Origin of the sequence: Paenibacillus turicensis (assembly GCF_017873435.1) — a bacterium.
GTDB lineage: Bacteria > Bacillota > Bacilli > Paenibacillales > Paenibacillaceae > Fontibacillus > Fontibacillus turicensis.
This window is the reverse complement of record NZ_JAGGKG010000004.1, coordinates 170,457-183,761: the sequence shown is the minus strand read 5'-3', so window position 1 is coordinate 183,761 and position 13,305 is coordinate 170,457. Positions and strand designations below refer to the sequence as shown.

The 13,305-nt window shown below is 36.8% G+C and carries 13 protein-coding genes; 8 read left to right on the top strand and 5 right to left on the bottom strand.

Annotation, left to right across the window (positions count from 1 at the left end; translation table 11 throughout):
• Positions 1-39: 39 nt before the first annotated feature.
• Both J2Z32_RS06425 and J2Z32_RS06420 read right to left on the bottom strand, forming a co-directional pair.
• Positions 40-363, bottom strand: a complete 324-nt coding sequence (locus J2Z32_RS06425; RefSeq protein WP_210088348.1) for a carboxymuconolactone decarboxylase family protein — start codon at positions 361-363, stop codon at positions 40-42.
• Entirely contained in the window at positions 360-767 is a 408-nt protein-coding gene (locus J2Z32_RS06420; RefSeq protein WP_210088347.1) for a tautomerase family protein, read from the bottom strand. Before J2Z32_RS06420 ends, J2Z32_RS06425 begins: the two co-directional genes overlap by 4 nt.
• 95 nt (positions 768-862) lie before the next feature.
• Between J2Z32_RS06420 and J2Z32_RS06415 the strand changes: the two genes are divergently transcribed.
• From J2Z32_RS06415 to J2Z32_RS06405, 3 genes are all read left to right on the top strand, one after another.
• The gene (locus tag J2Z32_RS06415) at positions 863-1,765 is read left to right on the top strand and encodes a LysR family transcriptional regulator (RefSeq protein WP_245251250.1); all 903 of its coding nucleotides are present in this window, start codon (positions 863-865) and stop codon (positions 1,763-1,765) included.
• A gap of 407 nt (positions 1,766-2,172) precedes the next feature.
• Positions 2,173-3,024 carry a BglG family transcription antiterminator LicT gene (licT, locus tag J2Z32_RS06410; RefSeq protein ID WP_210088346.1) on the top strand — a complete coding sequence of 284 codons (852 nt, stop codon included), beginning with the start codon at positions 2,173-2,175 and terminating at the stop codon, positions 3,022-3,024.
• A gap of 131 nt (positions 3,025-3,155) precedes the next feature.
• On the top strand, positions 3,156-5,072 hold the full coding sequence (locus J2Z32_RS06405) for a beta-glucoside-specific PTS transporter subunit IIABC (protein WP_210088345.1): 1,917 nt from the start codon (positions 3,156-3,158) through the stop codon (positions 5,070-5,072).
• Positions 5,073-5,208: 136 nt separating this feature from the next.
• Here J2Z32_RS06405 and J2Z32_RS06400 read toward each other — a convergent pair whose 3' ends face one another.
• Both J2Z32_RS06400 and J2Z32_RS06395 read right to left on the bottom strand, forming a co-directional pair.
• Positions 5,209-6,099, bottom strand: a complete 891-nt coding sequence (locus J2Z32_RS06400; protein ID WP_210088344.1) for a GNAT family N-acetyltransferase — start codon at positions 6,097-6,099, stop codon at positions 5,209-5,211.
• A gap of 149 nt (positions 6,100-6,248) precedes the next feature.
• Positions 6,249-6,512 carry a CD3324 family protein gene (locus tag J2Z32_RS06395; protein ID WP_210088343.1) on the bottom strand — a complete coding sequence of 88 codons (264 nt, stop codon included), beginning with the start codon at positions 6,510-6,512 and terminating at the stop codon, positions 6,249-6,251.
• 392 nt (positions 6,513-6,904) lie between these two features.
• Here J2Z32_RS06395 and J2Z32_RS06390 point away from each other — a divergent pair, with 392 nt between their 5' ends.
• Positions 6,905-7,456 carry a hypothetical protein gene (locus J2Z32_RS06390; RefSeq protein WP_210088342.1) on the top strand — a complete coding sequence of 184 codons (552 nt, stop codon included), beginning with the start codon at positions 6,905-6,907 and terminating at the stop codon, positions 7,454-7,456.
• 69 nt (positions 7,457-7,525) lie between these two features.
• Here J2Z32_RS06390 and J2Z32_RS06385 read toward each other — a convergent pair whose 3' ends face one another.
• Complete coding sequence (locus J2Z32_RS06385; RefSeq protein WP_210088341.1) at positions 7,526-8,638, bottom strand: metallophosphoesterase; 1,113 nt, start codon at positions 8,636-8,638, stop codon at positions 7,526-7,528.
• Positions 8,639-8,832: 194 nt separating this feature from the next.
• On the opposite strand from J2Z32_RS06385, the gene J2Z32_RS06380 reads away from it, so the two are divergent.
• From J2Z32_RS06380 to J2Z32_RS06365, 4 genes are all read left to right on the top strand, one after another.
• The gene (locus tag J2Z32_RS06380; RefSeq protein WP_210088340.1) at positions 8,833-9,696 is read left to right on the top strand and encodes a hypothetical protein; all 864 of its coding nucleotides are present in this window, start codon (positions 8,833-8,835) and stop codon (positions 9,694-9,696) included.
• A gap of 210 nt (positions 9,697-9,906) precedes the next feature.
• A complete protein-coding gene (locus J2Z32_RS06375) occupies positions 9,907-10,368 on the top strand; it encodes a GntR family transcriptional regulator (RefSeq protein WP_210088339.1) in 462 nt (153 codons plus the stop codon).
• Positions 10,355-11,257 (top strand): ABC transporter ATP-binding protein, encoded by a 903-nt coding sequence (locus tag J2Z32_RS06370; RefSeq protein WP_210088338.1) that lies wholly within the window; start codon positions 10,355-10,357, stop codon positions 11,255-11,257. The genes J2Z32_RS06375 and J2Z32_RS06370 overlap by 14 nt, the downstream gene beginning before the upstream one ends.
• Complete coding sequence (locus J2Z32_RS06365) at positions 11,232-13,214, top strand: hypothetical protein (protein WP_210088337.1); 1,983 nt, start codon at positions 11,232-11,234, stop codon at positions 13,212-13,214. The genes J2Z32_RS06370 and J2Z32_RS06365 overlap by 26 nt, the downstream gene beginning before the upstream one ends.
• The last annotated feature ends 91 nt before the right edge of the window (positions 13,215-13,305 follow it).

Below are 13,305 nucleotides of genomic sequence, written 5' to 3'. Positions count from 1 at the left end.
GGGGGAGAATAACCATTCTCCCCTGTATGTGGAGGCAAGTTATTCACTACACATATCCTTTGCTATTTTTAGAGCCGTTGCGGCGCGTGGCCAACCTACGTAGAACGCAAGATGTGTGATCACTTCAACGATTTCTTCCTGTGATATACCATTTTCTCTAGCTAACTTTAAATGGTAAGGAAGCTGATTCGTGTGTTCGCCTGCGATTAATGTGCTTAGTGTAATAAGACTTCGTTCTCGTAGTGGTAAATTTCCTCTACGCCATACATCTCCAAATAATATATTTTCGGTATATGCTACAAATGCAGGTGCGAACTCTCCAAAATTCGCTCTTGCAGTAGAGGTGATTTTTTTGTTTTTCATTGTACTCCTCCGTTATTTAGCTCAAAAGCTTGCGCAAGCCCATTGCCAAAGGACCAGTTTTCACGTTCAGATTCTACCAACATAATAAATACATCTTCTTGTCTGATGCTACATGTAGTAGATAAAAGGCAGGAAAGCTTTTGATAAAATTCAAGCTTTTTGAGTTGAGACCTTCCAGGGGCTAATGTCACGTAGATGTATAAAAGCTTGTCTGTTCTGGCAACATTGAAGTATTCAGGGTCATAATAAAATTCAAAATCTTCATGTTTCTGATAAATTTGAAAGTAATCTTTAGATGGAACATTGAATTGTTCAATTAGAACGCTTTGTATAGTTTTACTAATGCTACCTAACTGCTCCTTAGTATACTGACCTTTCATGTAATCCACTCGTACAAAGGGCATAACACATACCTCCTTCTGTTTTTATAGTTGAATTGTATAGTACATATGTTTATTTGTATAATTGAATATAGTGCACAACATTATCGAAATTATAGATGGAGATTAATATTATGGATTTAAAGGAATTAATCACGTTCCGTACAATTATTGAGGAAGGAACTTTCTCCAAAGCAGCTGAAAAGTTACACTATGCCCAATCTACAGTTACAAATCAGATCCAACGACTTGAAAAAGAACTTGGATTAACACTATTTAAAAGAGGATGGGATGCCGAATTAACGGAATCTGGTAAAATCTATGCGAAAGAGGTAAACATGCTAATTAACCATTGGTATGCAGTTGCACAAAAAGCCGCAGCCTTACAAAAAGAGGAAATTGGAAATATCCATATTGGTATTAGTGAAATATTAATTGATAAGGTGCTTCCCAATGCATTAAAGAATTTTAGTGTATATAAGCCAAAGGTGAGTTGTCATTTTGTAGTTGGAAATACGGATGAACTATCAAAAAAATTAATGGAAAAACCTAATCTTGATTTTGTTATCTCAGGAGAACCGATGGATATGTCTCAGTTGCAGTTTCAGCATTTATATCATGAAGAAATAAAGTTTATTGTCCACGGCGATCATCCACTTACTAAAGAAGAGGGTATAGAACTGAGTGATCTGATTACATATCCTTTAGTGACGGGGGGATCTAATTGCTTATACAGATTACAGTTAGAACGAGAACTTTCGGTTTATAAGGAGACACCATTTTTTCATTCAATAAGTCAAATTTCCGCGATTCCTGCTATGATTACTCAGAACGATTATGTAGGGGTTGTGTTATCATCAACACCACTGCCGCAAGATGTAGTCATTTTATGTGTTAAACTGATAAATCCTTTGATCTCAATAGGTATCCTACAAAGTAGGCACTCTAATTATATGTCTGAAACAAAAAAGCTTTTACTTCAATGCTTTACAGAGGAGTTCATGGCGTTAACTGTAAAATAAGAAAACACCTACAAGCGTATGCTATTCACATTGTTTTTATTATTTATAAAAAAAATGTGGAAGCGCACACATTTATGCTTGCCAAATAAAAAAAACAGTGGTAATCTAAGTGTGGGATTGTTACTGAAAAGGCAAAACCCAGGGCATGTTGAAGATCTAACATGTTTTGGGTTTTGCCTTTTTTCTTATCCCTGATATATGCCGTACAGGTTTAACCGGTAAACATTTTGCCGAGGGGTGTGTGATGTGTAAATGGCTAAGTAGATGAAAATTATTATTTGTCCGCATTGCAATGTATACGTTTTCATCATTTGGTTAAAGTTGACTTTGAAGGTGTGCAAACGTGATTACGCCCAATGTCTAAATCCTATCCTTAAGACGAATAATAGGTAAAGGGGGGCGCTCAAATGATTATCGAAAAAGTGTTTAATAATAATGCGATCATAGCAAAGGATAAAAATAAAGATGAATTTGTTGTGATGGGACGTGGAATTGCATTTAAAAAAAGTGCAGGTGACCTTGTCCAACAAGATTTAATCGAAAAAGTGTTTATTCTTAAGCAGAAGGATGCTTCAGAAAAATTCAAATTGCTACTAGAGGATGTACCTTCAGAATATGTAGAGTTATGTTATGACATTATTGAATATGCAAAAAATATTTTAGATGTACATTTGAGCGATTATATTTATGTTTCCCTAACGGATCATATCAATAATGCATTTAAACTTTTGGATCAAGGCTTTATCAATGTGAATCCGCTATTGTGGGAAATTGAGAAGTTTTATCCTAAAGAATATGCAGTAGGAAGCAAAGCGCTTGAATTTATTGAAGAAATGACAGGTAGGCAATTGTCCAAGGATGAGGCGGGGAACATCGCCATGCATTTCATTAATGCACAAATGAACAGCCACAATGGAAAAATCGCTGATATTGCTAAGCAAGCTGAAAAAATACAAGATATATTTAATATCATTAAGTATTCTTACAATATTGTGATTGATGAGAAATCGATCAGCTATGAACGATTTGTAACCCACTTAAAATTTTTCTTTCAGCGTTTAAATAAGAGGGAGAAAGTGAATTCCCTAGACGATTTTTTGCTAAAGCAGGTCAAGTCGAAATATAAAAAGGCTTATAGCTGTATGCTTAAAATCGAAAAGTATTTAAAGGTTGAGCTGTCAGATGATGAGAAATTATATTTAACCATTCATGTACATCGTGTTACTCATCGGGATACAGATACAGATTCAGAAACTTGAATAAAATAACGGATCGTTACTGGTAACGCAGGCGAAACCACCTTTCAGATTAAGTAATTGGTCTGGAATGTATGGTTTCGCCTTTTTTATAAAATATTATAAGTAGCATTATTACTTCAGGAGGGATTCCTATGAAATACGAAGATTTAGCCAAAAGCATTATAAGCAATGTTGGTGGCAAGGAAAACGTGAACAGCTTAACTCACTGTGTAACTCGTTTACGCTTTAAACTAAAAGATGAGGGTAAGGCGAACACAGATTTTCTTAAAAATATGGACGGTGTTGTAACCGTTATTCAAAGTGGTGGACAATATCAGGTTGTTATTGGGAACCATGTACCAGAAGTATATGCAGCTGTAACAAGTGTTGCTGGAATTAGTGATGGTTCAGTGGAAGATAATAGCTCTAACGAAAAAATGAGCATGTTTAGCCGCTTTATTGATATCATTTCAAGTGTATTTGCACCAACCTTAGGTGTACTTGCCGCAACAGGGATGATTAAAGGTTTTAACGCTTTATTTGAAGCATTGGGATGGCTAACCAAAACGGATGGTACGTATCAAATTTTGAACGCAGTTGGTGACTGTCTATTCTACTTCTTCCCAATTTTCTTAGGATATACGGCTGCGAAGAAGTTTAACATGAACATATTTATAGGGATGGCAATCGGTGCGAGTCTTGTGTATCCTTCATTCACAGGTCTAATGGATGCATCTAATACGCCTTTATATACTTTGTTTACAGGAACCATTTTTGAATCCAATGTATATATTACGTTTTTAGGGATTCCAGTTATTTTAATGGGGTATTCATCCACTGTAATTCCGATTTTGATATCAACTTATGTTGGTTCTAAGCTCGAAGGTTTTTTTAAACGAGTAACTCCTAGTGTAGTTAGAACATTTTTAGTTCCATTCTTTACGTTGTTAATTATTGTTCCATTATCTTTAATTGTGATTGGTCCAATTTCAACATGGGCAGGCACATTGCTAGGCCAAGGGTTGTTATGGGTTTATAACTTAAGCTCTGTTGTAGCAGGTATTTTAATTGGTGGCTTCTGGCAAGTCTTTGTTATTTTTGGTTTACACTGGGGACTTGTGCCAATCGCGCTCAACAACCTCGCTGTATTGAAATATGACCCGATTCTTGCCGCAACATTTGGTGCATCCTTTGCACAGATTGGCGTAGTGTTAGCAATTCTGTTGAAAACTAAAAATCAAAAATTAAAATCAATTTCAATCCCAGCATTTATTTCTGGTATCTTTGGAGTTACTGAACCAGCAATTTACGGGGTTACGCTTCCTAAGAAGAAGCCATTTATTATTAGTTGTATTGCAGCGGCAGTAGGTGGCGGTATTATTGGCGGACTTGGTGTTAAAGGTTACATTATTGGTGGTTTAGGTATTTTCGGTATTCCGAGTTATATCGGTCCTAATGGTATTGATATGAACCTATGGGGCGTAATTATCGCAATCATCGTGAGCTTTGTATTAGGATTCTTGATGATGTACTTTGCAGGCTTTAAGGATGACGAAGAAACAGATAACAAATCAAGTAATAACAATGGCCCTACAAAAGGTGAAACACTAGTTACCCAAGAAACAATTAGCAGCCCAATTAAAGGTGAAGTAAAAGCTTTAAGTGAAATTACAGACGAAGCTTTCTCCTCTGGCGCTATGGGTAAAGGGGTTGCTATTGAGCCAAGCGAAGGAAAAGTATATTCGCCAGTCGATGGTGTGCTTACTTCATTATTCTCTTCTGGTCATGCCATTGGCGTAACAAGCAACAACGGAGTAGACATTCTGATCCATGTTGGTAAAGACACTGTAAAACTAAAAGGTAAACACTTCACTGCGAAAGTAGCACAAGGAGATACCGTTAAAAAAGGTCAATTACTAATGGAATTTGACATGGCAGCAATTAAAGAAGCAGGGTACACATTAACAACACCAGTTATTGTTTCTAACACTGCTAATTATCTTGATGTGATTGAGACCGACAAGAAAACAGTAGACCTACAAGATGATTTGCTGACTGTCGTGATTTAAAAAATATTTTAAAAGCCTAATGTTTAAATGAAGATGATGAAGCCTCTAAACCACCTTAAGCCAGTGGGATTAGAGGCTTGTTTTATGCTTGTTAGCTACTCGAAAATTTGATGTGTAATTTGTAGGGATTCTTTCATCACTTTTTTATCCACCAGCTAGAGGTCTGATAAGGGCGGAAACCAATACTATAATAAAATTGCTGCGTTGAGCCAACGATGGCTTCTTTTGCGCCTAGTGCCCCACATCTCCGAATGCCCTCTAACACTGCTGCTTTTGCTAAACCAAGTCTACGATAGTTTGGATCAGTTGCAACAGGTTCAACGACGGCATATTGGGACTGAGGATCGTACCACATCCCACAATAGGCTACAAACTCCCCGTCTGTATTCACAACGGCTATTTTCAAGTCAAGGTTCACATTAGGGCGTTTCATCTCATTTTGCAAAGCAACTAACTGCTCCTCGGAGGGATTAAAAGGTCCTTCTCCATCTAATTCATGGTTAAAACCCCTCCAAAGAACGTTCCCATATTGAGTTAAGTCATAATTGTCTGCCATACTTGTGATTCTAAAGCCATCCGGTAAGCTATAGCTTAATGGATGTGAATCTATAGGTAAAAGTGCCTCTTCTTGTTTCCCTTGTGAAGCGATAAAGCCAGCAGTAGCCGCAATATTTTGAAACTCATAGTCAGAGTCTAAAATTAAAACCTCAAATTTCTCCTTCGTAGACAAATGTTGCTCTGCATAAGCTAACATTTCTGACTTTAAATGCTTAAAGCCGTCTAGAGTATAAATGTAGCTTTGCCCAAGCTCACAATCAAATGTAGCTAGCGCCACGATTTCTGAATCATGCTCCCATACTCCAATTTTACTTATTGCGGATTGATCGAGGTCACTATGTGTAACCATCCAATCCCATCTGCCAAATGTAAAGTTGGGTTGGTTTAGCTTTAAGAGAAAGTCTCTAATTTTATAATAATCCTCACCAAAGTTAACGATACTGCAGTTGTTTCTAAAATGAATTTGCATAGAACAAAACCCCCATAATTATTGGCTAACAATATTATGGAACAATGTAGGAGCCAAAAATATGTAAAGGTTATTTTTAAATATACTGTACCTAAATAGCCAAAAAGCCCAACAGAAATATTAATTTCCATTAGGCTTCATTTATTTGTTTATTTACGATATACAATTTTTTTAATGCTATCTACGGATAAATAAAAACTGCTCGATAGCTGTTCTATTCCTTCACCCGCTTTGAAGCGTTGCTTAATTTGATGATTTCGATTGGCTATAATTTTGCGGCTACCTGTTGCTTCTCCCCACTTTTTATGGTCTTTCTTAGGTGTAGGAATATATAACAAACCACTCGGAACATATTTTTGTAGTTCCACTAGAAGTTTGGTCGGTAAAACCTCATCTGCTTTAACATATTTCACTCTTGCCAGCTCCTTATTTTAAAGTGCAATAAGGTACAAAGCTTTTACCAAGAATGAAGTTTACTTTTATGGCGATGGTGTTAAGTTACTCCATGCAAAGTATCGCCTTCATCTTAATATTGGCTTTGCATGAAGAGCTTTCTGTACATATCCGATACATACATGGTATAGGTTATACATATCTTTCAACTCCTTGAGTGAAATTGAGAATTGCATCCTACTGATAAATTAAATCCTACTGTCAAAGTATCACAAAGAGGAAAATATGTGTATATAAAAAATCACTCCAATGGGGAGGTTATCTAAAGGAAATTGTAAATAAATAGCGAATAGTAAATGAAATTATATTTTCGTCTCATGAATACAACGTTAACGTATAAGGAGGAATAATAATGGCGCTACAGGCAGAAGCTTTGGTGGAGGAATGGCTTTCTAAAAACGGTTATTTCACCATTAGAGGGATGAAAGATAAGCTTGATGAGATTAGCTTCCTTGCAGTTCGTTATCATGAAGAAACAGGTTGGCAATATGTGCATTGTGAAGTACAGGTGAGTGTTCGTCCTGTCACTTATATTAGTAAGCTGACGAAGTCGCAAATGGAAAAGCTAGGCGTGAAGTCTAAAACTAGCTCGAAGCTACGTAATTCAGACAGCTTAAAAACTAGTGTAAAGGCATGGACAGAAATCAAATTCACCTCGGATAAAAAACGTAAAATAAGAGACAGCCTTGTTCCAGGTGTAGAATGGGAGTATTGGTTTGTGCATGGGAAGGTAAAGGATGAAAATGAACTGGAGCATATTCAGAATGCATCCGTTAAGTTGATTCCAATCCAAACCGTGCTGGAGGATCTTACTCAAAATGATACTTCATTTAGCTATGGTACATCTTCCGCTGGCGATTTAGTGGCATTACTTCGATTATTAAATGAACCAAATGCAGAATAGATTAGCTTAGGTTAATATAAAACGATGTAAGGTGAGAAAATAAATCTTACCCTACATCGCTTTTTAATTTTATTTATTATTGTCGCCAAACGTAATATTAATTTGCACGATTTCTGAGCGACTCCCTAGACGAATAGGCGGTCCCCAAAAACCATATCCTGAGGTGACAACCGAATGCATATTACCCTTTTTTAAATAACCCCAGTCATTTTCATAAATGGCCTTCGTAATGAGATGAGCAGGTGCAATTTGGCCCCGATGTGTATGTCCAGACACCATAAGATCGATTCCTTGTTCATTTGCAAGGTCTAAATCATACGGCTGATGCTCTAACAAAATAAGTGGCTTAGACTTGTCGATGCCTGCCATAAGCGAAGAAAGTGGATTGCGATCCTTTTCCGTTCGATCCTTGCGTCCAACTAGGGTAAACTGGTCGTTAATCGTAATGTTCTCGTCATACAATACAGACATATTGCTTTGCTTCAGTGTATCAATAATATTTTGAATAGGACCATCGTATTTATCATGATTGCCAAGTGAAGCAAACACACCGTATTTGGCTTTTACATCACTTAATATTTTTACAAAATCACGATTGCGATACGCATCTAAATCATCATCAATAATATCTCCAGGGTATAATACAAGATCAGGTTGTAACTCATTAATCGTAGATACCATCCGCTTTGCATGATTTTCGCCTGATAATAGACCAAAATGCATATCAGATGCCATCACAATTTTTAATTGGTCTAACCCATCCACTTTTTTATTGATATGAAGGTTATATTCCCTTACAACTGGATTGTACGCCTGATAGGAACCGTATCCAAGTAACAACAGTAAGGTTGCTAACGTAATGAATCCTACCCATTTTTGTACGCGATGCCTAGGCAGTGGGGTTAAGCGGGATAACCAAATACTTAGATGTGCAATAGGTAATAATAATAGTAGTAATGAGAACACCGCTAACCAATAGGAGCCAATCATGGACAGGATGGAAATGCTTCCAAATACTCTGCCTAATATTAATGATATCGCAAGGAAGGAAATGATTACGATATAAAATAGCTTAAATCTCGCAGATACAACAGGTCTCATCCATCGCCAGCCACTCCACCCGATATAAAAGACGAGAACCCCATAAATAAGTAAAAAAACAAGACCAATCAGGATAAACATATTTCAACTCCTCTAAGTGTAAAAAATACATACAAAAATAGTCGTTCATATTTGTTACTTTATTATGCTTACTTACTAAAGTATCATGTTTAAGTATGATTTCTCAAGTTTTGAAAATAAAGCATGTACACGGTATATTTAGTTCAGTATGTAAACATGTTAAAATAACCGAAGAAAGGTGGGATCGTGATTCCATGTCAAAGCTATTATGGATTACACCAAAGGATTATGTTGCATTTGAAAATGAAGCTGAAGCGATAGATAAATGTAAGGAATGGGGCTTAGTCACCCCTAAAGCAACAAAAATGAAAGCTTTTTATCATAAAGGGACAGGGAAAAATATAGCTTGTGAAATTGTTGGTTATGTGGATGATATTACGTCAGTGATTAAACTGGAGACAGGCGAACTCCACCTCATTCATCCTTCTTATCTCAAGGAAATGCAGGCGGCGAGCTATGGCAATAAGGGCACTGGGACGGGTAGTGAATCAAGGGATAATGAGTCAACTAGTAATGAAGGAATCAGCCATAAAACAGTAGATGATGAAGCTATAAGTGATGAAGCTGCTGAAATGGATCTAGATGCAGTAGCTAAGATAGAGGAAGTGGTTGGAGAAAAGCCATCCTTAGCCACCACTGTAGAGACTTTAGAGGGTGTTGTTGATATTAGCTTTCCATCAGAGGATGAAGCTTTGTCTCCTGAGCCGATTGTGAAGCTGAAGGAAAGTAAGGCGAAAAAAGCGAAGCAACCCAAGCTGGAATTACCTGTTGATAAGGTGAAAATGAGTGCAAAGGTTGCTGAGTTTACAACGGTTCCGAATCACTTCTCTGAAAGTGAGGATGAGGTGATTATTTACGAAGAGGTGAAGGTGATTGAACCTGAGCTATTGATTGGCGAAGCTTGGTCAAGCCATAGTGCCACCATGAAAAAACAAGAGTTGGAAGTCGGTGATGTGCTTACATTTGAGGCTAAAATTGTAGCTAAAAAGTTAACGAAGCATCCTGTCGCTTATAAAATAAATAACCCTTCGAAAATTCAAAAAAATGAAGAATCATAGTGGGAAAGTAATAACTGTAATTTAAAAATGTAAGACGGTAAAGGTAGAGATCATGTGCCTTTAACCGTCTTTTTTCGTTTGATTTGTACTTGGTTTGATGTTATCAAAAAAAGAGCATTATATATTTCTATTGACAAAGTGTATTAACTGTACTAATAATAGTAATACAGTTAATACACCTGATCGACAGAAAGAGAAGGGAGGGACAACATGTTTGAACTTGACGTGCGGAGTCGGAAGCCGATTTATGAGCAGCTAATGGATAAAATTAAAGAAATGATCGTATATGGCGTACTTCAGGTGGATGAGCAGTTGCCATCTGTACGTACTTTATCAACCCAACTCACAGTGAATCCAAATACAATTCAAAAGGCGTATAGAGAGCTGGAACGAGAGGGCTATATTTATTCCATGCAAGGAAAAGGGAGCTTTGTGGCTGAATATACGGGAGGGCAAAATTCAGAGATGTTGATACAATTACAAGCTGGATTTGTGAAGCTAATTGCGGAAGCAAGCTATTCGGGATTAAATCATCAGGATGTCGCGCAAGCTTTTGAAGCCGCGTTAAAGCAAGTGCAGGAAAGCCACACAGATAAAGAAGATAAAGAAGAAGACGAGGAAGAAGATAAAGAAAAAGAGAAGGAAAAGGAGGGTCCTCATGATTCGCATTAATCAGCTATCTAAATCATTTGATAAAGAGCGAGCTATAGACGAAGTCAGTCTTCATATACGAAAAGGCTCAATTTACGGCTTGTTAGGCTCTAACGGCGCAGGCAAAACAACCTTGCTGAAGGTGCTTGCAGGTATATATCGCGCAGATCATGGCAGTGTTCAAATTCATAAGCAGGATGTATTTGAGAACATAGAGTTAAAAGGGAAGATTATGTTTATGGCGGATACGCCGTACTTTTTTCCGCAGTCATCCATTTTACAAATGAGTAATTTCTATAAGCGGATTTACCCCTACTGGAGTGAGCAACGTTTCCATGAGCTGGGTCAAATATTTAAGCTTGATCCGAAGCAAAAACTACACCGTATGTCTAAAGGGATGCAACGTCAAGCGGCGTTTTGGTTAGCATTAAGCTGTATGCCAGAATTGCTTATTATGGATGAACCTATTGATGGACTTGACCCCGTAATGCGTCAGCAAATTAAAAATTTATTATTTCAAGAGGTAGCAGATCGAGAACTCACCGTTTTGATTTCCTCACATAATTTACGGGAAATTGAAGATTTATGTGACCATGTGGGGATTATGCATAAGGGGCAAATGATTGTGGAGAAAGAATTGGATGATCTCAAGGCAGATACACACAAAATCCAAGTTGCCTTTCGTAACGCACAGGATGCAGATGCCATACAAGGACAACTCAACCTATTACATACAGAGCGAAGGGGGAGTATTGTGTTGTACATTGCAAAAGGGGAGCGAGAACAAATTAAATCACAATTTCAAAGCTATAAACCTTATGTGCTAGATATTTTACCATTAACGTTAGAGGAAATATTTATTTATGAAATGGAGGATGTGGGTTATGACGTCACACCGCTTATATTGTAATCGTAGCATCCTTATTCAAAATTTTAGGCAACATGGCTGGATTAGTATTTTATACTTGTTAGCATTACTATTTGTGTCGCCTTTATATATGTTGGGGAGAACAGCTGAAGATCGGGTCTCGATTTCAAGCTTATTTGAAGTAAATGGTACAGGCCAAGGGCTAATGATTTTAATTTTCCCTGTGCTTGCTGGTATTTTTATTCTTCGTTATATTCAGTCGAATAAGCAGTCAATCCTAATTCATAGTTTACCTCTTCGGAGACAGCATATTTTAAGCACAAATCTAATTTCAGGTTTCATTATGCTGTTGGTCCCGATTTGGATTGTTGCAGGATTTACCTCCATATTATCATCCGTTACAACACTATATTATGAATTTTCTGGTTTGATCATTTTAGAATGGGGTCTAGTTGTTAGCATATTTACTTTATTTATGTTCAGCTTCACCGTATTTGTGGGTGTATGTATCGGGCAATCGATTTTACAAGGAGTTATTACTTATGCGTTTTTAATCTTTCCAGCATTAATGAGTGCTTTAATTAAAGAACATTTATCCTTTTATTTAAAAGGGTATTATTCAGCTGTTGGCATAAGAAGTGATGATACAGTAATTTCACCCTTCATTTATATGACTACGTTAGGAAATTCTGCACCAGACATAACTTTATTGTTAGTTTATTGTGGTCTAATTATTTTATTTACAGTCCTATCATTTGGTTTATATAAGCTTCGTCAGGTTGAAAATGCAACACAAGCGATAGCTTTTAAATTTTTAAAGCCCTTATTTCGGATTGTGATGATGCTTGGGTCAGCGTTAATTATGGAAGAGTATTTTTCAATGCAGTGGACGAATTGGATATCTGCTTGGACTGTGGCAGGTTGTATCCTTGGCGGATTAATAGGATTAATACTCGCAGAAATGATTCTTTTGAAAACATGGTTAGTTCCATTTCGTGTCCTATCTAAAGGCGCTTTAATATACGGAACTATAACAGTGCTGATGTTGTATATCCCTGTTGCGAGCTGGAATGGCTATTCAAGTAAAATTCCTGCTATAGAGCAAATTGAGAGTGTAAGTATGGGGCATCCTTATTTATATATGGATAGTTACAGTGAAGGTGGTAGGGAGCCAAAGCGATATTCTAATGACCCAGTGTATGTGAGTGCAGTTCATCAATTACATGAAAAGTTGATTGAGGCAGACTTCCCAACGCCTAGCCGTAGATTTGATCCAAAAGGAAATCAACTACTGTCTATTCGTTACAAGCTTAAGGATGGAGAAGAGTTGAACAGAAATTATAATTTGCCAACAAGTATGTTTGAACAAGAGCTGTTAGCAATCTTTAATACAGATGCTTACAAATATAATGAAAATCGATTGTATGAATTTGATTATGTAATTCGAAGTATTACGTTAACCTCAGAGTTGATACCAGAACGTATAATTGTGCTCAGTGATCCGCAGGAAATGGATGAGTTTAAAAAGCTTTTGAAAGAAGAGATCTTATCTCAGCCAGCAAGTCTAAAACCAAATGATATTGCTCCAATAGCCCGTATTAAAATGAGTCATGGTGATGATAGCAATGATTGGTCAGGTGAAATCGAACCTAGCTTCGATAAAATTAGAACTTGGTTAAAGGAAAAAGAACTCTCAGAGCGTCTAGAGGTCACTCCAGAACAAGTCGAGTCTGCGGATATTGCTTTGGTATCTATAAAGACGCCAGGATTTACTTATCCTCATAAAGATGACGTAAAGGCAAAAATGAAAAATATTAAAAAAATATCTGTTGAGGATCAAGCGATTATTTCTGAGGTTTTAAATCGGAACAGTCGTTCATTTGAAAGCAGTGGTGAGCAATTATTTTATGTAGCCTTAAAGCTTAAAAATGGTCAAGAGGTATACACAATGGTAAGAGAAAAAAATGCCTCTACAGCTTTAAAGGGATTGTTTAATTAAGAGCAAAGAATAAAAAACAGATAGAAAAATATAAAGATATAAAGATATAAAGATATAGAGATATAGAAAGAGATAAAATTAAGAAGATATG

Bases quoted from the DNA above. Each gene is read 5' to 3' on its own strand.
- J2Z32_RS06425 (WP_210088348.1), bottom strand. From the start codon at position 363: ATGAAAAACAAAAAAATCACCTCTACTGCAAGAGCGAATTTTGGAGAG.
- J2Z32_RS06420 (WP_210088347.1), bottom strand. From the start codon at position 767: ATGCCCTTTGTACGAGTGGATTACATGAAAGGTCAGTATACTAAGGAG.
- J2Z32_RS06415 (WP_245251250.1), top strand. From the start codon at position 863: ATGGAGATTAATATTATGGATTTAAAGGAATTAATCACGTTCCGTACA.
- licT (WP_210088346.1), top strand. From the start codon at position 2,173: ATGATTATCGAAAAAGTGTTTAATAATAATGCGATCATAGCAAAGGAT.
- J2Z32_RS06405 (WP_210088345.1), top strand. From the start codon at position 3,156: ATGAAATACGAAGATTTAGCCAAAAGCATTATAAGCAATGTTGGTGGC.
- J2Z32_RS06400 (WP_210088344.1), bottom strand. From the start codon at position 6,099: ATGCAAATTCATTTTAGAAACAACTGCAGTATCGTTAACTTTGGTGAG.
- J2Z32_RS06390 (WP_210088342.1), top strand. From the start codon at position 6,905: ATGGCGCTACAGGCAGAAGCTTTGGTGGAGGAATGGCTTTCTAAAAAC.
- J2Z32_RS06385 (WP_210088341.1), bottom strand. From the start codon at position 8,638: ATGTTTATCCTGATTGGTCTTGTTTTTTTACTTATTTATGGGGTTCTC.
- J2Z32_RS06380 (WP_210088340.1), top strand. From the start codon at position 8,833: ATGTCAAAGCTATTATGGATTACACCAAAGGATTATGTTGCATTTGAA.
- J2Z32_RS06375 (WP_210088339.1), top strand. From the start codon at position 9,907: ATGTTTGAACTTGACGTGCGGAGTCGGAAGCCGATTTATGAGCAGCTA.
- J2Z32_RS06370 (WP_210088338.1), top strand. From the start codon at position 10,355: ATGATTCGCATTAATCAGCTATCTAAATCATTTGATAAAGAGCGAGCT.
- J2Z32_RS06365 (WP_210088337.1), top strand. From the start codon at position 11,232: ATGACGTCACACCGCTTATATTGTAATCGTAGCATCCTTATTCAAAAT.